Below are 19,239 nucleotides of genomic sequence, written 5' to 3' on the forward strand. Positions count from 1 at the left end.
ATGCAGCCTTGCTGATACCACAAAGTCAGAGTGTAGAGGATAGAAACTCAGGCTCTTTCCTCGACACTCTCCGCTCTATCCTCTGCATTTTGCATCGACACGCTTTGCTTCGCATCCAAACATGGTCAAGATGAGAGACTGTAACTGAATGAACGCCGAGTGCTACGACCCCTCGACACTACCCGGGACGACCGCCCTGTTCCGCGACTACACGGACGTGCGCTCGTCCGCCCACGCCACTGCGCTGCGGCGGTGGTATCCGTCCGACCCCTTCACGATGGATTGGGCTAGGCGCTCACCCGAGTTGGACCCCGCGCATCGCGGTCGGCTTGCGGATATGCTGCTGCGGCAATCCGACGGCTTTGACGCCAGCGGAGCCGTGCTGGCAAACATCGAGCGGCTGCGCAACGGTGCGGCTGCGGTCGTCACAGGGCAGCAGGTTGCATTGTTCGGCGGTCCGTTGCTGACGCTCCTGAAGGTCGCGACGGCGATCCGCAAAGCTGCGGATGCGACAAAGATCAGTGGCCGCGAGCACGTTCCCGTATTCTGGCTGGCTAGCGAAGACCACGATCTCGCCGAAGTCGATCAGGTGGCGCTGCTGTCGAAGACAGAGGTCGAGACCCTCCGGCTGGGGCTGAAAGCGGAGCGTCCGCTGCCGGTAGGCGAGATGCGTGTCGATGGCGGCAATGAAGAGGGCCGGTTGCGGCTGGAAGCCGAGCTGGATCGTCTCAGCGAGCTTCTGGGCTGGGCTCCGGTCTGCGAGCTTCTGCGCGCCTGTTATGCCCCCAACGCCCATCTTGCCGGAGCCTTCGGCCGGCTCATCAGCAAGGTCTTTGCCGCGCAGGGCCTGGTGGTGATGAACGCTTCGGTGCGCGAGTTTCATTCGCTGGGTGCCGATGTACTGCGGGCCGCGATTGAAGATGTGGACGCCCTGGATGCGGCGCTGTTGGAGCGGTCGAAGGAGTTGGAGACCGCGGGCTATCATGCGCAGGTACTGGTAACGCCGGGCCACTCCTTGCTGTTCTTGCTCGATTCCGAAACCGGAGCCCGGTTGCCGCTACGCCGCACCGGCGATGGCCAGTGGAAGGCCGGATCGCAAAGCTACACCAGCGAGGATCTGCTGGCGATTCTCGAGAGTGAACCTGAATGCATAAGCCCCAACGCGCTGCTGCGGCCGGTCTTTCAGGACCGCATTCTGCCCACAGCGGCGTATGTCGGCGGCCCCGCGGAGATTGCGTACTTCGCACAGTCGGCAGTGGTCTACGAAAAGATCTTAGGACGTGTAACACCAGTGTTGCCGCGGCTTTCCGCGACGCTCATCGAACCGGCGATTGCGCAGACGATGGCCGCGCACGAGGTTTCGCTGCCACAACTCTTTGAGGCGAAGACGATAGACGCGCTGGCGCTGCGGTTAGGCGCGCGCGCGATGCCCATCGAAGGCAAACGCAAGATCGCAGCCGTAGGCAATGCGATGGATGCGGAGTTGACCGCGCTCACCGAATACATGAGCTCGATGAGCGCCGATCTGGGCCGTGCGGCTGAAGTTTCGGCCAACAAGATGCACTACCAGATGAACCGTCTGCGGCGCATGGCGGCGGCCTTTGAGGTGCAGAAGCAGGCATCGCTGAAGAAGCACGCGACAGCGATTATGCTGAACGTCTTCCCAGACGGCCACCTGCAGGAGCGGTTGTTGGCGGGAGTGTGGTTCCTGGCCCGCTATGGCGACACGCTGCCGGAGTTGCTGGTGGAGCACGCCGGGCAGGAGTGTCCAGGGCACCGCGTGATTTATCTGTAAAAGAAAAGGATTTACAACGAATCGTCCCTGCGGGATACTTCGGCATGGGAGAACTCTTCGCTCCAACTCATCTCATCATTCTTTTCTTCTTGGCGATTCCTTTGTTGGGCATTCACTTTCTGCCGACAATCGTAGCGGGTATTCGGCGTGCGAACAACTTTGGTTGGATATTAGCCATTAACTTCTTTCTCGGGTGGACCTTCGTAGGGTGGGTTGTGGCGTTGATCTGGGCGTTTCGCGACACCTCACGCGACGTCGTCGTGTATGCGCCACCTCCGCCTTACACTCGCTAGCCGAGATTGCCTCGGGAACCGCGACTGCAGAAAACACGTAGAAGCTATCAGAGAGAGAGGAATTACGTCATGCACGTTCTTTTCGCACTGTTTCTGCTTCCGTTTGGGGCCATTCACTTTCTGCCGACGATCATTGCCGCACTGCGCGGTGGCCGCAGCGTTGTTGGCATCTTCCTACTGAACCTGTTCCTCGGATGGACCGTGATCGGCTGGATCATTGCTCTGATCTGGGCGTTCCGCGATGAGCCGAGATATGTTTACGTCTACCCCCAGGGGCAGGTTCGCCGGTTCTAGCTGGGTAATCCGGCACATCGCACACTATTTCTGAAACCGCTCTAAAATGTCCCACGAGGGATTTTGCGATGGGATTGAGCGATCAGCCGTTTGAAGTGATGTGTCCGGACTGTAGTGGAATGTTGAAGATCGACCCTGTGACGCGCTCGGTAATCGCGCACACCCCGGCTCCCCGCAAGAAGACCTTTGAGGACTTCGGCGCTGCAGCCAAGGCTCTAAAGGAGTCAGATGCGCGGCGGGAGTCCATCTTCGCGCAGTCCGTACAGGCCGAGAAGAACAAGGATGACCTGATGGCCAAGCGGTTCGCCGAAGCCGTCAAGAAGGCCAAGGAATCGCCCCTCGGCGAGCGGCCCATGCGGGATTTCGATCTGGAGTAGTACAGATATCGGGCCACGCTGGATTGTTCTCGACGAAGGGAATGAGGATTGATGAGCGAGGAATCGAAAAAGCCCGAGGAGGGCGAGTCGACGTTGTCCCAGGACGCGCCCCCGGCGTGGCAGACGGTCGCAACCCCGGCGTACCAGCCTCCAGCGCCACCACAGGCACCCCCATACCCCTCTGGAGCCCCTCCACAGGGCTATCCGGCTGCATCTGGGTATCCAACGGCACCGGGCTATCCCGCAGCGCCAGGCTACCCTCCCGCACCGGGTTATCCGCCGCAGCCCGGGACAGGCTATCCGCCACCGCAGGGCTACTCTGCGCCGCCACCTCCTCCTCTGCCACCTCCGCCTTCGGGGCAGGGTGGCTATCAGCCTGTCTATGGCGCAGGCCCGGGTGCCACGCCTGGAGCAAGCTACGGTGCACCCGTGTACGGCTCGCAGCCCCCAGGCTACCCGCCGAACTATCCCCCGCCTCCAGGAGGCTATGGCGGCCCACCGCCGCCCTATGGACAGCCAGGCTATCCGCCTCCACCGGTCAACAACTACTCGTCGGGAAGTGCTGCGGCTGAGATGCTGGCCGTAGCAGCGCTAATGTCAGGTCGCCGCCGCGCACGGCGTCACCTGATCATCTGGCCCCTCATACTCCTGGTGGTCGTTGCTCTGACTCTGCTGCACGGCTGCATGAGAATTCTGCACATCGCTGATAGCGGGAAGCCGGAGATCCGGGCGGTCTACAGAGCCTGACCCGGTGTGTCCGGTCAGGACGAAGGGCATACATCCAGATCTTAGACGGGTGTGATGTTGTTCTCTTCGATGATCCCCCCCACTTTGTCATCTCGACCGAAGGCGGCGTTTTTTGCCGCCGCAGCGGAGAGACCTGCATGTTGCATCGCGCTCTGCAACATGCAGGTCTCTCCACTACGCATGACGATAAAACCATCATGCTCCGGTCGAGATGACAATATGGGGTGATTCAGGTCTAGGTCTTGGTCCACAACGTTCCACCCTCATAATCCGACGTAAGAGTGGTGTTGAGTTCCTCCAGCACCGTCGAGTTCTGGGTAGTCTGTCCGAGTTCGCGGTTTTCGGTCAAGGAATCCACAGAAAAGTTCTCCGAACCAATAAACGCGTTCGCATCCGAGTAGCTGTAGTCGATCACCAGAATCTTCGCGTGGATGTACAGCGAAGCATCCGCGGTATACGTATAGACCTTTACCCCGGCCTTGGTGAGCGTCTCGAACTCGCTCTCGTAATCATTGTCCGTGTTGGTCATAATGACCTTCACGGCGACTCCGGCCTTGGCGCGATTGGCCAGCGCGGTGACGATGGTCGAATCGCTCATCTCCTCGCTTTCGACCAGCAGGGTATGCTGTGCCGAGTTGATGAGATTGGTCAACGCCGTGGTGGCCTCATTGGGGCTCCAGATCAGCGAGTCTGCTGCGGTTGGCGTGACACTCGCAGACTTGAAGTCCGCGTTGAAGACGGTCTCGATCTCCGCGACATCCTTGGCATCGGCATCTGTAATCGCGAAGTCGCGCGTGCTCGAGTAGTACACACTGGTGAGGTTCGCCGTAAGAATCAGGGACGTCGTGCCATCCACCGTGATGGTCTTCTGGTGCGTCGCATGATACGTGGGATTGGCCCAGACGGCCGTGCATCCATTGGCATTCAGGTAGTTGTAGGCAGTGGTGTTGCTGCTCTTTTCGAGGTTCTGGTCCAGGATGACGCGAACCGTAACGCCCTTCTTGGCGAGGGCAGCGAGGTCTGCTGTGACAGTGGTATCGACGAGTTCGTACATCGTCATATCGAGCGTCTTCGTAGCGGTATTGATGAAGTTGTAGACCGGTGTAAAGCCCTGATCGGGCTCGATGGTTAGGGTTTGGGCGTGGGCTGTGCTGGCTAGGGAGGGAATGGCGACGGAGAGCAGTGCAATACAGAACGACGTGCGCTTCACAGGGGCCTCGATTCTGGGTTGGGTGAACCTTGAAACTGGGAGCAGAGTAGTGCCTGCAGCTGTGACTGTCCAATGAATTTTCGTCGTTGTGGATAACGGCTTCAGGGAGTTTCCGAAGTACCCGTTCATAGGTTTTTGTTGTTGTATTTCGGAGTAGCAGCGGCCTTTAGGCCGCGGATTCAAGGTCCAGCAAGAAAGGGCTTTAGCCCTGGGCCTCTCGCTTATGCCAGCGAATCAGACACATCCAATCCCCTGAAAAGCAGCACCAACGCCGTAACCCGGTAAACTGGTAAAGATGCCACCGATTCTCAATGCTCAAGGCGTGTCGAAACGCTTTGGCGCAACTCCCTTATTTGAAAAGATCTCCTTTGCCGTAAACGACGGCGACCGTATTGGGCTGATTGGGCCGAATGGGGCAGGCAAGTCGACGCTGCTGGCCGTATTGGCTGGCGATATGGAACCCGATACCGGCGAACTGGCCGTGCGCAAACGCGCACGCGTCGGCTATGTGCGCCAGATCTCCGAATTTGCCAAGGGTGCAACTGTCCGCAGCGTCGTAGAGCAGGCTCTGCATCACGCGACAGTGCCCGAAAACGAGCGCGAGCAGCGTCTGCGCGAGACCCTGGGGCGCGCCGGCTTTGCCGACGACGGCGCAGACAGCCACGTCCGCATGGATGCCGAAGCCGCCAGCCTGAGCGGCGGCTGGAAGAAGCGCCTGGCCATCGCCGAAGCCATGGTCACGCAGCCCGATGTGCTGCTGCTCGATGAGCCCACGAACCATCTCGACCTCGAAGGCATCGAGTGGCTGGAGGCCATGCTGCGCACGGCAAAGTTCGCCAGCGTGGTCGTCACCCATGATCGCTACTTCCTGGAGAACGCCGCGAGCGAGGTCATTGAGCTGAGCCGCGTCTACGCCGAAGGCATACTGCGTGTGCGCGGGACCTACTCGAGATTTCTGGAGGAGCGCGAGCAATACCTGGAGTCGCAGACCAAGATGCAGGAGGGCCTTCGGAATCGCGTGAAGACGGAGATCGAGTGGCTGCGGCGCGGACCGAAGGCCCGCGCCACCAAGGCCAAGGCCCGCATCGACAACGCCCATGGGCTGATCGACAAGCTGGCCGAGGTAGATTCCCGCACCCGCACGTCGTCGGCAGGCATCGAGTTCGCCGCGACCGACCGCCAGACCAAACGCCTCATCGAACTGGAAAAGGTCTCCATCACCCTGGGCGGCCGCGAGATCGTTGGCAACGTGAACTTCGGCCTGACCAACGGCATGAAGCTTGGACTCGTCGGTCCCAACGGCAGTGGTAAGACCACGATCCTGCGCGCCATGTCGGGCGAACTCCCGGTGAGCGCAGGCACGGTGAAGCGCGCCAATGCTCTTCGGATTGTCTACTTCTCGCAGATGCGCGAGATCGACGCCTCGCTGACGCTACGGCGGGCACTCGCGCCCGACTCCGATGCGGTGGTCTATCAGGACCGCGTGGTGCATGTGGCGAGCTATGCAGCCAAGTTCCTCTTCACGGGTGACCAGCTTAATCAGCCCGTCGAACGTCTGAGCGGCGGCGAACGCGCGCGTGTGTTGATCGCGCGGCTGATGCTGCAGCCGGCCGACGTGCTGATGCTCGACGAGCCGACCAACGATCTCGATATCCCCACCCTGGAGATTCTTGAAGAATCGCTACTGGAGTTTACGGGCGCGCTGGTTTTGGTGACGCACGATCGCTACATGCTGGATCGCGTGTCGAACACGGTGCTGGGCCTGGACGGCAAAGGCCGTGCGCGAATCTTCGCCGACTACTCGCAGTGGGAAGAGTGGAAAGAGCAGGAATCAGGGAACAGCAAACAGGAAACAGCCAGTGCTCCCGAGAAACGTGGTGGTGGAGCTTCAGGCGGTAAGAAGAAGCTCTCCTACATGGAGCAGCGCGAGTACGACGGGATTGAGACGCGTGTAGACGCGGCTGACACCCGTATGGCCGCAGCCCATGATCGCCTGGACGATCCAGCAGTAACGTCCGATGCGACAGCGCTCACAGCGGCATTAGCCGAGATGGAAGCCGCGCAGGCCGAGCATGACACGGTGTACGCGCGCTGGGCGGAGCTGACCGAAAAGCTGGGATAGGGCTCTCGCAAAAAATCTTGACGCAAAGGGAAAAAGCCACGTTTCGCCACGGCAGCCGTCGCGAAACGTGGCTACCTTCGCGCCCGTTGCGTCAAGGCTTTTGCTGTTGATTGTTTTCTGCTCCCGCTTGCTTCTTGCGCACGACAATCGCGCCTTCCTTCATCACAAACGCAACATGCCTGAGTGCGCTGATGTCAGCGATCGGATCTCCGCGCACGGCAATGATGTCCGCATAGAAGCCGGGCTTAAGCTGACCGATCGAGTCCGCCCAGTCCAGCAGCCGGGCTCCATTGATGAGGTCGGACCGCAGCACATCGGCGGGGCTCATGCCGAACTGGACCATCAACTCGAACTCGCGAGCCTGCGTCCCATGCGGGAATGGCCCCACGTCGGAGCCGACCGCGAACGGAACGCCTGCGGCAAGCTGCTTCTTGAACTCGGCGGCGTGGTAGGCGAGCTCCTGTTGGTCGCGGGCACCCTGGCCGGAATAGATAGGGTGCTGCGAGAAGTACTCCACGATGGCAAAGGTAGGCACGGCATAGATCTGCTTCTCGCGCATCAGCTTCATCGTCTCGGGCGAGAGCTGATACGCATGGTCGATGGAGGCCACACCGGCTTTGGCGGCGAACAAAGCTCCCGGCTCTCCGGTGCAATGTACGGCCACCTTCGAGCCCGTGCGGCGAGCCTCGGTGACGGCTGCGGTCAGCTCGGCTTCGGTGTACTGATACGGTGTGGTAAACGTATCGCCGATCAGGACATCTTGCCCGGTCTCGTAGATCTTCGTGAAGTCAGCGCCGCCCTTGCGTTGCTCCCGCATCACATGAACGATCTCACCGGCGGAGTTGGCATAGTCGGCATTGGAGAGCACGTGCTGCGCCGGGTTGTAGCCGATGGCATCTTCATGCCCACCCAGAATGTCGATGGCGTTACAGGCAACCCGCATCCGCGGCCCCGGAATCTGGCCGCGGTCGATCGCATTGCGCACTGCGACATCGGCACAGGCTGCACCTTCCGTGCCCATATCGCGCTCGGAGGTGAAGCCTGCGAAGAGATCAGCTTTGGCGGCAGCAGCGGCCTGCAGGACGCGCTGGGGCACGGACTCTTCTACGGTCTGCAGGTCTTCAGCTCCGGGATGCAGGAAAAGGTGTGTGTGGGCGTCGATCAGCCCGGGCATCAGCGTGGTATCGCCGAGATCGATGATCTGTGCATCCGCCGGATGTTGCACCTGCTGCCCAGCCTCGCGAATGCGGTCGCCGACGATGAGGACTTCACCAGGAGAGAGAACCTTGCCGGCGGCAACATCAAGAATATGCGCGGCGTGCAGGACAATCGGGTTTGGATCCAGGTCCTGTGCGTGAACGGCAAAGGGAAACGCGGCAATGGCTACGACGGCGGACAGCAGGAATTTCATGGTGAAAGCAGGATACTCTACGAGGACTTAGGCAAAAACCGAGGGAATGGCACAAATCTAAGCCCCAGAGGGGCGACGCTATCATAACCCAGGGTGAAACCCTGGGTTATGTGCCAGCAGAGAGGCTGAGCCCTGAAAGGGCGACCTATGGTCAGATGGGCAATGCTCTTTTTCGCTAGGAGGCGTATTTCTTCCACACCGCCCGAATCAGCAGCGCAAGCAGTGCATAGACGATGGCATTAACGACAAATGCGGTGACCATTCCAGCCGTCTGAGTGATTTCAGTTCCTGTGCCCATGTCGCTGATCAATAGATAGGTAATTGCGCCGGGGAAAACGATGGATCCAAGATATGCGTAGGCCGTCCCCGAACGAAAAGCAACACCGGTAGCGGCGCAGCCAATTAAAGCAGCAACAAGAACCCACTTCAATCTATCGTCTTGAGAAAAGCGAACCATGCGCATATCTCGTGTGTTTAGATCCCGGTGATATTAAACCCGCAATCCACATACGTAATCTCACCGGTAATACCACTGGCAAGATCACTGGACAGGAACAGCGCGGCATTACCCACCTCGGCCTGCTCGATATTGCGGTGCAGCGGCGCGCGTTCGGTGACCTTGTCCAGAATGGTGTTGAAGTCGCCGATACCGCGTGCGGCCAGCGTCTTGATCGGGCCGGCCGAGACGGCGTTTACGCGGATTCTTTTGCTGCCGAGCGAGGCCGCGAGATAGCGTACCGTAGCTTCGAGCGCAGCCTTGGCCACGCCCATCACGTTGTAGTTCGGGAAGACCTTCTCGCTGCCGTAGTAGGTGAGCGTCAGGATCGATCCGCCTTCGGTCATCAGCGGAGCCGCGCCACGCGCGATGGCGATCAGCGAGTAGACGCTGACATCGTGCGCGATGCGGAAGTCTTCGCGCTTGGTCTCAAGAAAGTCATTCTTGATGGCATCCGCAGGCGCGAAGGCGACTGAGTGGATGATGGTGTGGATGGCCGGGAAGGCCCCTTTGATCTCTTCAAACGCCTTATCGATCTCTTCGTCGCGCGAGACGTCGCACTGGATGGTGCGGCCCGTGCCGGTCTGGCCGAGGCTCTCGATCAGCTCATCGGCCTCTCTCTTCAACCGCTCCGACTGGTAGCCCAACACCAGGGTGGCGCCTGCGGCCGCAAGCTTCTCGGCGATGGCGTAGGCGATGCTGCGTTTGTTGGCAAGGCCGAAGACAACGGCCACTTTACCCTTCATGTCGATCATGTACTTCAACTCCTCAGATGAACTCAACCGAAGGTAAGGATAGCAGTTTAGGGAACGTTTACGTCGGAGGTGGCAACACTATTGCAGTGTCTCGAAAAAAAGCCTTGACGCAACGAGCGCAAAGGAAAGACGCCACGTTTCGCCACGAGAGCCGTCGCGAAACGTGGCTACCTTTGCGCCCGTTGCGTCAAGGCTCTTGCCGTTGCCTGTTCCTGGCACCTGCTCACTTCCTGCGAAGGATAACCCCTAATCGACAGTGCCACCCGTAAAGACGATCCCCCCCGCATAGTCGGCGGACATGGTCGTGTTGAGCTGCGTGACGGCCGTGGGGTCGGTGATGAAGATACCGAGCTCGCGATTTTCCGTCATCGAGGCATCGGAATTCGTCGAGGTGTCGGAGTATTTGATCGATCCCATATAGGCGTTCTCGGTTGGAAGGCCATAGTCGGCCACGACTGCATTGGCGTGGATATAGGGGCCTGTAGTCGTATCCGGATAGACGTGGACACCGCAACCAGCCTCTTCCAGCGCAATCCAGTTGGAAGCGTAGGAGCTGTAGGGCGGTGTGGTGCTGTCCTCGGACATCGCGATCTGGACCGTCACCCCGTTCCCGCAGGCGGTCTCCAAAGCACTGACGATGTTGCTCGCACTCATCTCTTCGTTCTCGATCAGGAGCGTCTTGGTGGCGCTATTGATGATGCTGAGCATGGCTGCTTGCGCGGTGGTAGGACTCCAGATGAGTTCGTCGCCAGTGCCGGAGCTCGGCTGATAACTAAAGTCACTGGTCCCCTGGATCCCGCCATAGGGAGTGCCGGCGGCATAGTCCTCATTGAACGTATCCTCGATAGCGGTGATGTCGGCGGGGTCGTTCTCGACGAGAGCGAAGTCGTGGGCGGTGGCGTAGTACTGGGACTCCAGATTGAGCGACAGTATCGCGGTGGTTGTTCCGTCGACAGTGATGGTCTTCTGGTGCGTGGCCTGGAAGGCCGTATTCGAAAACACCGCACTGCAGTTGGAGCCAGAGGTGTTGAGTAGGGTGTAGGCCGGAGTGTTGGTGCTCTTTTTCAGACTCGCATCAAGCAGGACGCGAACTGTAACTCCGCGATTTTTGCAAGCAGCGACCAGATCGCCCGTGAAGACCGTGTCCTCGAGCGCATACATCGTCATGTCAATGCTCTTAAGCGCATTGTTGACGAGCGCGTAGAGCGGCGTAATGCTTTTGTCCGTCGTCTCGGGAAAGACATACAGCGTACGGGTGATTGCCGTGGTTGCGGCAGTCCCCATACCGCTCAGAGTCACACTCTGCGCCGCTCCGGCCACGTTGCCGGAGTTATCGGTGACCGTGAGCGTTGCGGCATAGCTGATTGCCGCCGCCGGTGCGAAGGCTACAGGGATCGGGCAGGATGCGCCTACGGGCAACATGGCAGGGCAGGTGTTGGTCTGAGCGAAGCCGGTTGGGTTCGTACCGCCCACCGCGATCCCGGCAATGGAGAGCGCGGCATTCCCGGTATTGGTGAGCGTTACCGTCTGAAGCGCGGCAATGTTGCCGACGCTCGTGCTGGCGAAGGTGAGGCCGGTTGTAGGTGTCAACGTGGCCTGCGGGGAAGGTACAGCCGTCCCGCTGCCGGTGAGGGGCACACTCTGCGTCGATCCGGACGTGTTGCCGGAATTGTCGGTGACAGTAAGCGTTGCGCTATAGCTGGCCACTGCGGCTGGGGAGAAGGTCACGTTGATCGGGCAGGATGCGCCTGCGGCCAACGTGGCAGGACAGGTGCTGGTCTCGGCGAAGTCGGTTGGGTTCGTACCGCCCAGCGCGATCCCGGCAATGGAGAGCGTGGCCGTTCCGGTATTGGTCAGCGTGAGTACTTGTAAGGGAGTGGTTTGGCCGATGGTGGTGCTGGGGAAGGTGAGGCCGGCTGCTGGTGTGAGCGTGGCGGCGGGTACAGCTGTTCCGCCGCCGGTAAGGGTGACGGTTTGCGGCGAGTTGGAGGCGTTATCGGTGAGGGTGATGGTTGCGGTCAGCGTCCCCGAAGTTTGCGGCGCGAAGGCGATGGTAAAGGTGCAACTGGCGCTTGCAGCCAATGATGTTCCACAGTTGGTTGTCGCGGTGAAATCCGCCGCCCCCGATCCACTCAGGCTACCGGCGCTCAAGGTAAGCGTGGCTGTGCCGGAATTGGTCAATGTGAGTGTCTGTGAGGCGCTGGTCTGGCCGACGGTGGTGCTGGGAAAGGTGAGCGGGCTCGATAGAGAGATGGTGAGTTGAGCGCTCGTGGGCGGCGGGGTGCCGCTGGACGAGCCGCCGCAGCCTGCAAGGAGGGAAAGAACAAAGAGCGAGGCCACGGCGGACGTTATACGGAGCATGCTGGAATCCTGTCTCTTGGTGATTATCCGAATGCCCGATTATAGGCAGATTTCCAAAAAGACGGGATTAACTCAACCGTGGACGAGCCAGTCGAACTGCTCTTCGCTGAGGGGAACGACCGAAAGCCGGAACTGGCGGAACAGCAGGGAGCCGTGAAACACGGGAGCTTCACGAATCTCGGCGAGCGGCTTTTCGCGCTTCAGGCGCTTGCCGGCCTTCAGCCGAACGATGGGGATCTTGGGGTCGTTCGGATCCGTGGTGACGGAAACAACCCTCGCCGTGCCAACCGCAGCCTTGCCTACATTCGAGTGATAGATGACGCACTCTTCGCCGCGCTTCATATTGCGCAGCGTAATCAGGGCCTGGGCGTTCTTGATGCCGTCCCAGACGGTCTCGCCGTCCCGTAACAGGTCATCGAAGGAGTACTTATCGGGCTCAGATTTCAGGAGATAGGGCATAGGTCTGTGAATAGAGTGTAGAGGATGAGGTGCTGTTCAATACCGCACCTATTGGGCGATAATCGCACATGTGGTGCAGGCGAACTGAGGCCGTTTACGGCATTCTCCAACAGTTTGACTGCCTAGCCTCCCAGATCCAAATGCTGCACATTCTCGATCGGCTTCTGAAGAAAAAGGCCACCCAGCCGCTGAAATTTCTCTACGGAATCCGTAGCAAAGCACTCAAAGGTGACAGGGCTCGTGGATACAGGCTGCAAGCGGCTGAAGTGCTTTTCGACCTCTGCGGCAGTCGACTGCGCGGAGTCGATGACGACTGCCTGGGAACCGAGCTCGCGCAGCGTCGCTTCGATAAGAGAAGCCAGAAGCGGATAGTGCGTGCAACCGAGCAGCACCGCCTCCGGCGTGCAGGTCTCAAGAGCTTCCTGCAGATAGATACGTACGACGTCGCGAGTGACAGGGTGGTCGATCCAGCCCTCTTCCACAAGCGGAACCAGCAGCGGACAGGCCTTCTCCGTAGCACGAAGGCCAAGTGCCCTGCAGTGCTCCATGTAGGCGTGCGATTGAACGGTTGCCGATGTAGCCAGAACAAGCACCTCCGCCTTCGGATGCTGCAAGTGCGCCGCACGAACAACAGGCTCGATCACTCCAACGACCGGGATCGAGACTGCCGCATGGATCTCGGGCAGCGCCAGCGCCGTGGCTGTATTGCAGGCGATAACCAGCAGATCGGCGCCATGTTTTTCGAGGAAGGCTGCGCTTTCAACGGCGTAGCGGGCGATGGTGACCTGGGACTTCGCGCCGTAGGGCAGCCGCGCCGTGTCTCCGAGATATACATAGTGCGCTCCAGGAACGAGCGGCAGGAGAGCTCGCAGCACAGTGAGTCCTCCGAAGCCGGAGTCAAAGACGCCGATGATAGGTGATTGCATAGACTGGATGGCTCAGGGTGCGACGCTGGTTTCGGCTCGCGCCGTGGTGTCTTTGGAGGGGTAGGTGCGCAGCAGGTCGGCGTGGCCGGCGAGCGTCTCGCGCGGCTGGCCATCGACCAGAAAACGAATCTGTTCGATCTGCGGCAGGTTGGTATGCAGGGTTCCGATGATGGACATCAGCGTCAAGGACTCGACCTCGACTCCGGAAGGATGCGCGTTGACGAAGCTGCTGCGCAGGTTGATGACAGCGAGTTCGCCGCCGGGGTTTTGCGGTTGTAGCGCATTGGGGTCGTTGGATGCGATCAGGGTGGAGGTTGCAGCCGTGGTGCCGCCTGAATGGCCAACCAACGGCAGTGGCAGAAGAAATACATCATCCACGGCTGCGCCCGATTGCAGCGGGTGCGGCGAGCCAGGCAGAGCATATTCGGCGAGCAGGTGTTCGAGCAGGGCTCGAGCTCGCGCGGTCACCTCGCCGGGCAGCGCGATAGGACGTGTTGTTGCCGTAATGGAGCCATCGGAGTCGTTGGCCAGGTCCAGCGTGACGGACTCGGTTGTGGAATACGGTGCGTCGAGCGGTGTGGCATCGGCGAGTGCCACGATGCGGTCGCGGGCCCGCTGGCGCTCGACGAAGAGCAGGGTCCCCATGGCGAGGATGCAGCCGACAAGACACCAGAAGACGATGCGCTGATGACGGGAGATCATGGCTGCACTCCTTTCTTTGGTGTGGGCGTGGTCGGCAAAGGGGCCAGACGCACCGGCGGCTGCGCCTGGTTCTGCCAGAAGACCAGCGCGGCTGCGATGGCACCGGCGACGTGCTGCTGATAGCTTTCGTTGGTGAGCGAGGAGCTGTCGCTGCCTTTGGGGGCAAGTTCGACAACCAGCGCCGGGCAGGTGAGCGAGTCGACCGGCCTCACCGACGCGCGGCTAAGGACCAGTGGCACACGGGCGCGCGTAAGGGCCTGCCCGAGCAGTTTTTGCAGCTTTTCGCTCTGCGTTACCCACGCCGCCTGGGCGGTAAGCCAGGACGTTCCATTGACCTCGTTAGGAATGGGCTCGAGCTCCGAACGATAGATGTGAACTCCATTGCCTGCGGCGGTTGCGTGTAGCAGCAGGCAGGCTGCCGGATGTGCGCGGTTGGCGATCCCGGCGCGGTCGTCAAGCGTGAGAGGGTTGGGAGTGTCGGCCTGGGTCGCGGCATCGCTATCCCGCGTCATCACCACGGTAAAGCCGCGAGCAGCGAGCAGCGACCGCAGTTTGAAGGCGAGAGCCAGCGTGATGTCTTTTTCAAGAATTGAGTCGCTGATGCGTGAGCCGCTGTCGCTGCCACCATGCGCCGGGTCAAGAAGGACGGTGGTGCGATTGAACGGACTAGCGGGCAGGGTTGGAGTTGCAGCCGTGCTCTTTTGAGCAGCAGAAATCTGCGCCGGCGTAGTCGGTGTCTGCGCGGAGCAGAGGTGTGTCGCGATGGCCAGAAGGCAGGCAGTAGCCGATTTTTTAGCAAGATTCAAGATTGCAAGTGGCTTTCGTCAGTCCGTGGTCAATGGGTCTGATTGTAACGGTTTTGATGCGTGGAACAGGCTTCGTGGTGGCTCGGGGGTTAGACTCGGTGCATGCGGGTCTTCGGCGTCGATTGTGGAACGGAGTTCACGGGCTACGGTGTGGTCGAGGTAGACGCCTCGGCGCGCACGCCGAAGCTGCGATATCTGTGTGCCGGTGCCGTGAAGTTAAGCAAAAAGGACTCGACAGCGATACGGCTCGCGCAGGTGTACTCCGAACTGATGGCACTGATGCAGCTCTGGCAGCCGGAGATGGTTGCGATTGAAGAAGTATTTTTTTCCGCCAATGCTAAAAGCGCGTTAAAGCTCGGCCAGGTACGTGGAGTGGCCATGCTTGCCGCAGCGAACTGTGGGCTGACGGTCGCGGAGTATGCGCCGTTGTCGATCAAGAGCGCGGTTGTTGGGTACGGACTTGCAGCGAAGGAACAGGTGCAATTCATGGTGGCACGGTTACTGGAGCTTGATGAAGCGCCAAAACCGGCGGACGCGGCTGATGCCCTCGCCATTGCGATCTGCCACATCCATCACGCGCAGACGGCGGAGATGGTGCGGCGGTAAGCGGTGCTTATGGTTGCTGATAGGTTCTAAGCCTGAGCGGTAAGTGCACGATAGAGTTCAGCCATGGCCTCCAGCGGGACCGCTTCGGAGCGGGCTTGCGCCGGAATACTGGCTGGCCAGGCTGCGGCGAGTTGCACGGAGCTATAGCCTGCGACGCGCAGATTGTTGGCGAGCGTTTTGCGTTTCTGCGCGAAGGTGGAGCGCAGGAAAGCGTTAAAGCCTTCGGGAGCGACACCAAGCTCGGTAAAGCGTGGAGCGAAGTCTAGACGCAGAACCGTGGAGTAGACATCGGGCGGCGGAGAGAACGCGCTTGGCGGCAGCGTGAAGAGATTGGTTACGTGCGCGTGCAGTTGCGTAAACGCGGAGAGGGCACCATAGTCGCTGGAGCCAGGCGCAGCGGCGATGCGTTCCGCGACCTCGCGCTGCATCATCAAGACGGCGCGCGCCAGAATACCCATGCGTGCAGCGACGAAGAGATGCAGAAGAATGTCCGATGTGATGTAGTACGGCAGGTTGCCGACAACATCGAGCGTCGGACCAGCGGTGTCGAGTTGCGAGAGCGCAGTCAGATCGGTTTTGAGAATGTCGGCGTGATGGATCGTGACATGCGGAGTGTTGCGGAAGCGAAACTCCAGCTCGCGAGCGAGTGCGGGATCGAACTCGATGCAGTGCAGGCGGGCGCAGCGCGGTGCGAGTAGTTCGGTGATGGCTCCGTGGCCCGGGCCGATCTCGACGACGGTGCGAGCGTGTGTATCGCCGAGCGATTCGGAAATTCGTACGCAGGCACTTTCGTCGACGAGGAAGTTCTGGCCGAGCTTGGGTTTCTTATTCGACATGGTCAGGTGAGTTGTTTACGGCGTTGAAAGAAGAAGTGTACCGGGATGCCGCAGAGGATGACGGCGGCTCCGGCGATGGAGTTAAACGGCTGGTCGATAAAGCTGAAGACCAGGAGTACGACTGCTGCAAGGATAAATAGCGCAGGAACAACAGGATATCCTGTGACGCTGTAGGGACGCGGTATGTCGGGTTCTCGATGACGAAAGACGAAGACGGTTGCGGCGGTGAGCGCATAAAAGAACCACTCGGAGAAGATGGCCAGTGAGAAGAGTGCCTGAAATTTGCCGATGACCAGCAGGAGCAGGGAACTCATAACTGCTTGCAGCACGAGACTGGCGGCAGGTGTGTGGAACCGCGGATGCACGGCTGCCAATGGGCTTGGGAAGAGACCGTCACGGGCTGCGGCGAAGGGCACGCGTGCGCCGGAGAGCGAGCTTCCGACGAATGTTGCACAGATGCTGACAGCCATTCCAAGAGAGACCAGCGCAGCTCCCGCGTGGCCCGCAACGAGACGAAGCGCATCGGCGGCGGGACGGTCGGAGACCGCGATAGTCGCAGCAGGCAACACATACTGAATGGCCGCATTCGTGAGCATATACAGGGTGCCGACGATGACCACGCCACCAACCAGGGCCAGTGGCATCGACCGCTGTGGTTGTTGCACCTCTCCGGCCATCTGCGAGACATCGGACCATCCGTCGTAGGCCCATAATGCCGCGATCAGCGCTATCATGAAGCCGCTGAAACCGCCTCGAGCGCCACTGAAGTTCGTGGCAAAGTTGTGCAATGAGCCATGTTGGACGCTTGCAAAGCAGAATCCGGAGATCACGACGATCATCAGCACTTTAAGCCATGTGAGTGCGGTCTGCACGTTTGCGGAATTGCGGGTGCTGACAATATTGAGCAACGCAATGAGCCATGTCGAGCTGATAGCAAAGACCTGGCTCCAGAGCAGGTGGGCGAACGCAGGGCGTGTGAGAAAGGCAAAGATGCCGAACGTCCCGAGCACGCGCATCAGTCCTGCGGCGATGGTCGCGATCGACGCGGGCTTGGCAATGAGTGTCCACGTCCAGGTGTAGAGAAACGCAGTGAGATCACCGTAGGCATCGCGCAGAAAAGCATACTCGCCGCCGACGCGCGGCCGCATGGCTGCGACCTCGGCATAACTCATGGCGCCGAAGAGCGAGAGCAGGCCGCCGGCGATCCACACGGCGTAGACCATGCGCGAACTGCCGACGGCTGCCATCATCTCGCGCGGAACCAGAAATATGCCCGAGCCGATGATGATGCCTACGACGATCGCCGTGGCATGCGTGGCCGTAAGAACGCGCGGGAGTTCGGTAGCCGAAGGTGCTATTTTGACTTCGGAAGTCATTGGAGGCAGGGTATCAGAGCTGTCTGCTTCCACGATCCAGTGAATCTGCTGCTTAGAAGTAAAAACGCTCCTCAGCCCAGTCAAAAGGAGCTGAAGGGCGCCTTGTTCTCAGCAGGTAGATGTTCTTGCGTTCGTAAGGCATTGCCAGAGGATTTCCCATGTGGCCTATGACATCGACAGTCTCATACTTGCGGAGTAATTCTTCGCGTGTATCGCCGACAATCGCGATAACCAGATTGGCGTTACAGCCATGCGTGCCCCACATCCAGTAGTTGTTATGTCCACTCATAGCCGGCGGCAGTTTTGGCTCCTGGCGAGGACCAAGAAAGTCGATCGCGCCCGCTTCGCCATAGTTGCTGCCGAAGATGCAGACCTGATTCTGCTCCGTCGGTGTAAGGGAGCGGTAAGCCCGGACAACCTGATCGGTATACTCCTGCCAACCGAAACGGTCCGCATAGAATTGCGGCAGCGGGCCAGTCTCGGCGGTCTCCAGTTTGTCGTTTTGGAGGTGCAGAGCCGTCGTATAGCGAATCCATGTGTCGGGCGCAAGAACAGGAATCGACATCGGCAGGACGAGGATGCCGGTGATGAGCAGCAGACTCTCATACAGTGGAAAGGCAAATGTCGCCTCGCGGGTTACAAGGTGGCTCGAGGCAAATCGGCGCTCCCACGCGATGCCTCCGGCTGCGTATAGAGCGGGATAGATCGGAACAACATAGTAGTCCTTCCCATGCAGCACAAAGAGCAGGACAAAGAAGAATACTGCGGCAAAGCCGAGCCAGCGGCAGTTAGGAAGCGAGCGACCCCTTAGCAGGGCAACAACGCCAGGGATCCAGAGGAAGATGGCGAGCGGGTGCATCGCTTTGACCTGCGCGCCGAAGAAGGCGAGTGGCCCGAGAATGACATTCTTGTTTCCAACCTTGCCGTTATGGAGGAACTCAAGGGTAGGCCAATGATGGTGGACCTGCCAAAGAACGTTTGGCGCTGCAATGACGAGCATGAGAGCGATGCCCAGAGCGGCATATCGAGTGAAAAGAAGACGACGCTGTGGCGTGAGAAGCAAGCCCAGGCCGAGCGACACGAGGACAAAGAGCATCGACGGCTTGTTGAGTAGGCCCAGGCCTGCAGAGATACCCAGTATTGTCCACCAGATGAGCTGCGAGCGCTCCCGCAGCATCATCACGATGGCAAGAATGCAGACAGCCCAGAACACCGGCTCGAACGAGTTCATCGAGAGGAAGCTGTCGAGCGCGAGATAGATCGGTGCGATAAGAATGCCGAGCATAGCGAGCGCTTGTGCTGAACGTCTTCCGCCAAGCGCCCAGGTGAGCATGCCAGTGAGAAAGACGGCGGCCGAACCGGCAAGTGCAGAGAAAACGCGGATAGCAAAGAGCGAGTCGCCGAAGAGGATCTCTCCCAACCGAGCCTGGACTGCGACGATGGGGCCGTGATCGACATAACCCCAGGCGAGATGCCGGCCGCAGGCGATGTAATAGAACTCGTCACGGAAATAGCTGTAGCCGAGATGCTGTGTCCATAGCGTTAGCGCAAAATGGAGCAGTAGCTTGATAGCAGCAAAGATCGCTGCAAGACCTATGGCTTCACGGAGTGTGGGATCGGTGGGACGAACGATGGTTGTATCGGTCATAGAATGAATTTCGGCTCTG

Annotated in this window: 19 protein-coding genes; 7 read left to right on the forward strand and 12 right to left on the reverse strand. The window is 59.8% G+C overall.

The features are described from left to right. The first annotated feature begins 148 nt into the window (after window positions 1–148). The 5 genes from bshC (at window position 149) to GSQ91_RS00335 (ending at window position 3,506) form a co-directional block, all read left to right on the forward strand. The gene (gene bshC, locus GSQ91_RS00315; protein ID WP_158819259.1) at window positions 149–1,795 is read left to right on the forward strand and encodes a bacillithiol biosynthesis cysteine-adding enzyme BshC; all 1,647 of its coding nucleotides are present in this window, start codon (window positions 149–151) and stop codon (window positions 1,793–1,795) included. Window positions 1,796–1,839: 44 nt separating this feature from the next. Then, the gene (locus GSQ91_RS00320; RefSeq protein ID WP_158819260.1) at window positions 1,840–2,088 is read left to right on the forward strand and encodes a superinfection immunity protein; all 249 of its coding nucleotides are present in this window, start codon (window positions 1,840–1,842) and stop codon (window positions 2,086–2,088) included. Window positions 2,089–2,157: 69 nt separating this feature from the next. Next, window positions 2,158–2,382 (forward strand): superinfection immunity protein, encoded by a 225-nt coding sequence (locus tag GSQ91_RS00325; RefSeq protein WP_158819261.1) that lies wholly within the window; start codon window positions 2,158–2,160, stop codon window positions 2,380–2,382. Window positions 2,383–2,450: 68 nt separating this feature from the next. Further along, entirely contained in the window at window positions 2,451–2,759 is a 309-nt protein-coding gene (locus GSQ91_RS00330) for a hypothetical protein (protein ID WP_158819262.1), read from the forward strand. Between the two features lie 51 nt (window positions 2,760–2,810). Then, entirely contained in the window at window positions 2,811–3,506 is a 696-nt protein-coding gene (locus tag GSQ91_RS00335) for a hypothetical protein (protein WP_158819263.1), read from the forward strand. A gap of 235 nt (window positions 3,507–3,741) precedes the next feature. On the opposite strand, the gene GSQ91_RS00340 is transcribed toward GSQ91_RS00335, so the two are convergent. Continuing rightward, window positions 3,742–4,716 carry a phospholipase D-like domain-containing protein gene (locus GSQ91_RS00340; protein ID WP_158819264.1) on the reverse strand — a complete coding sequence of 325 codons (975 nt, stop codon included), beginning with the start codon at window positions 4,714–4,716 and terminating at the stop codon, window positions 3,742–3,744. A gap of 295 nt (window positions 4,717–5,011) precedes the next feature. Between GSQ91_RS00340 and GSQ91_RS00345 the strand changes: the two genes are divergently transcribed. Next, window positions 5,012–6,838: an ABC-F family ATP-binding cassette domain-containing protein gene (locus tag GSQ91_RS00345; RefSeq protein WP_158819265.1), complete on the forward strand. Its 1,827-nt coding sequence runs from the start codon at window positions 5,012–5,014 to the stop codon at window positions 6,836–6,838. 91 nt (window positions 6,839–6,929) lie between these two features. Here the strand turns inward: GSQ91_RS00345 and GSQ91_RS00350 are convergent, their stop codons facing one another. From GSQ91_RS00350 to GSQ91_RS00385, 8 genes are all read right to left on the reverse strand, one after another. Then, on the reverse strand, window positions 6,930–8,249 hold the full coding sequence (locus GSQ91_RS00350) for an amidohydrolase family protein (protein ID WP_158819266.1): 1,320 nt from the start codon (window positions 8,247–8,249) through the stop codon (window positions 6,930–6,932). 175 nt (window positions 8,250–8,424) lie between these two features. After that, complete coding sequence (locus tag GSQ91_RS00355) at window positions 8,425–8,712, reverse strand: hypothetical protein (protein ID WP_158819267.1); 288 nt, start codon at window positions 8,710–8,712, stop codon at window positions 8,425–8,427. 11 nt (window positions 8,713–8,723) lie between these two features. Then, on the reverse strand, window positions 8,724–9,500 hold the full coding sequence (locus tag GSQ91_RS00360; protein WP_158819268.1) for an enoyl-ACP reductase: 777 nt from the start codon (window positions 9,498–9,500) through the stop codon (window positions 8,724–8,726). Between the two features lie 246 nt (window positions 9,501–9,746). Beyond that, window positions 9,747–11,861, reverse strand: a complete 2,115-nt coding sequence (locus tag GSQ91_RS00365) for a choice-of-anchor D domain-containing protein (protein WP_158819269.1) — start codon at window positions 11,859–11,861, stop codon at window positions 9,747–9,749. A gap of 72 nt (window positions 11,862–11,933) precedes the next feature. Continuing rightward, entirely contained in the window at window positions 11,934–12,320 is a 387-nt protein-coding gene (locus GSQ91_RS00370; RefSeq protein WP_158819270.1) for an EVE domain-containing protein, read from the reverse strand. A gap of 122 nt (window positions 12,321–12,442) precedes the next feature. Further along, a complete protein-coding gene (gene murI / locus GSQ91_RS00375; protein ID WP_158819271.1) occupies window positions 12,443–13,246 on the reverse strand; it encodes a glutamate racemase in 804 nt (267 codons plus the stop codon). A 12-nt stretch (window positions 13,247–13,258) separates the two neighbouring features. Continuing rightward, window positions 13,259–13,948 (reverse strand): GerMN domain-containing protein, encoded by a 690-nt coding sequence (locus tag GSQ91_RS00380; protein ID WP_158819272.1) that lies wholly within the window; start codon window positions 13,946–13,948, stop codon window positions 13,259–13,261. Beyond that, window positions 13,945–14,754 carry an N-acetylmuramoyl-L-alanine amidase gene (locus GSQ91_RS00385; protein ID WP_158819273.1) on the reverse strand — a complete coding sequence of 270 codons (810 nt, stop codon included), beginning with the start codon at window positions 14,752–14,754 and terminating at the stop codon, window positions 13,945–13,947. Before GSQ91_RS00385 ends, GSQ91_RS00380 begins: the two co-directional genes overlap by 4 nt. A 102-nt stretch (window positions 14,755–14,856) precedes the next feature. Here GSQ91_RS00385 and ruvC point away from each other — a divergent pair, with 102 nt between their 5' ends. Further along, window positions 14,857–15,360 (forward strand): crossover junction endodeoxyribonuclease RuvC, encoded by a 504-nt coding sequence (ruvC, locus tag GSQ91_RS00390; protein WP_158819274.1) that lies wholly within the window; start codon window positions 14,857–14,859, stop codon window positions 15,358–15,360. A 26-nt stretch (window positions 15,361–15,386) separates the two neighbouring features. On the opposite strand, the gene rsmA is transcribed toward ruvC, so the two are convergent. From rsmA to GSQ91_RS00405, 3 genes are read right to left on the reverse strand one after another with little or no spacing between them, the layout of a single operon-like run. Next, a complete protein-coding gene (gene rsmA / locus GSQ91_RS00395) occupies window positions 15,387–16,196 on the reverse strand; it encodes a 16S rRNA (adenine(1518)-N(6)/adenine(1519)-N(6))-dimethyltransferase RsmA (protein WP_158819275.1) in 810 nt (269 codons plus the stop codon). Window positions 16,197–16,198: 2 nt separating this feature from the next. Continuing rightward, on the reverse strand, window positions 16,199–17,572 hold the full coding sequence (locus tag GSQ91_RS00400; protein WP_158819276.1) for an APC family permease: 1,374 nt from the start codon (window positions 17,570–17,572) through the stop codon (window positions 16,199–16,201). Window positions 17,573–17,624: 52 nt separating this feature from the next. Then, window positions 17,625–19,220 carry a glycosyltransferase family 39 protein gene (locus tag GSQ91_RS00405; protein ID WP_158819277.1) on the reverse strand — a complete coding sequence of 532 codons (1,596 nt, stop codon included), beginning with the start codon at window positions 19,218–19,220 and terminating at the stop codon, window positions 17,625–17,627. Window positions 19,221–19,239 lie beyond the last annotated feature (19 nt).

The organism is Granulicella sp. S156 (genome assembly GCF_009766105.1).
Lineage (GTDB): Bacteria > Acidobacteriota > Terriglobia > Terriglobales > Acidobacteriaceae > Granulicella.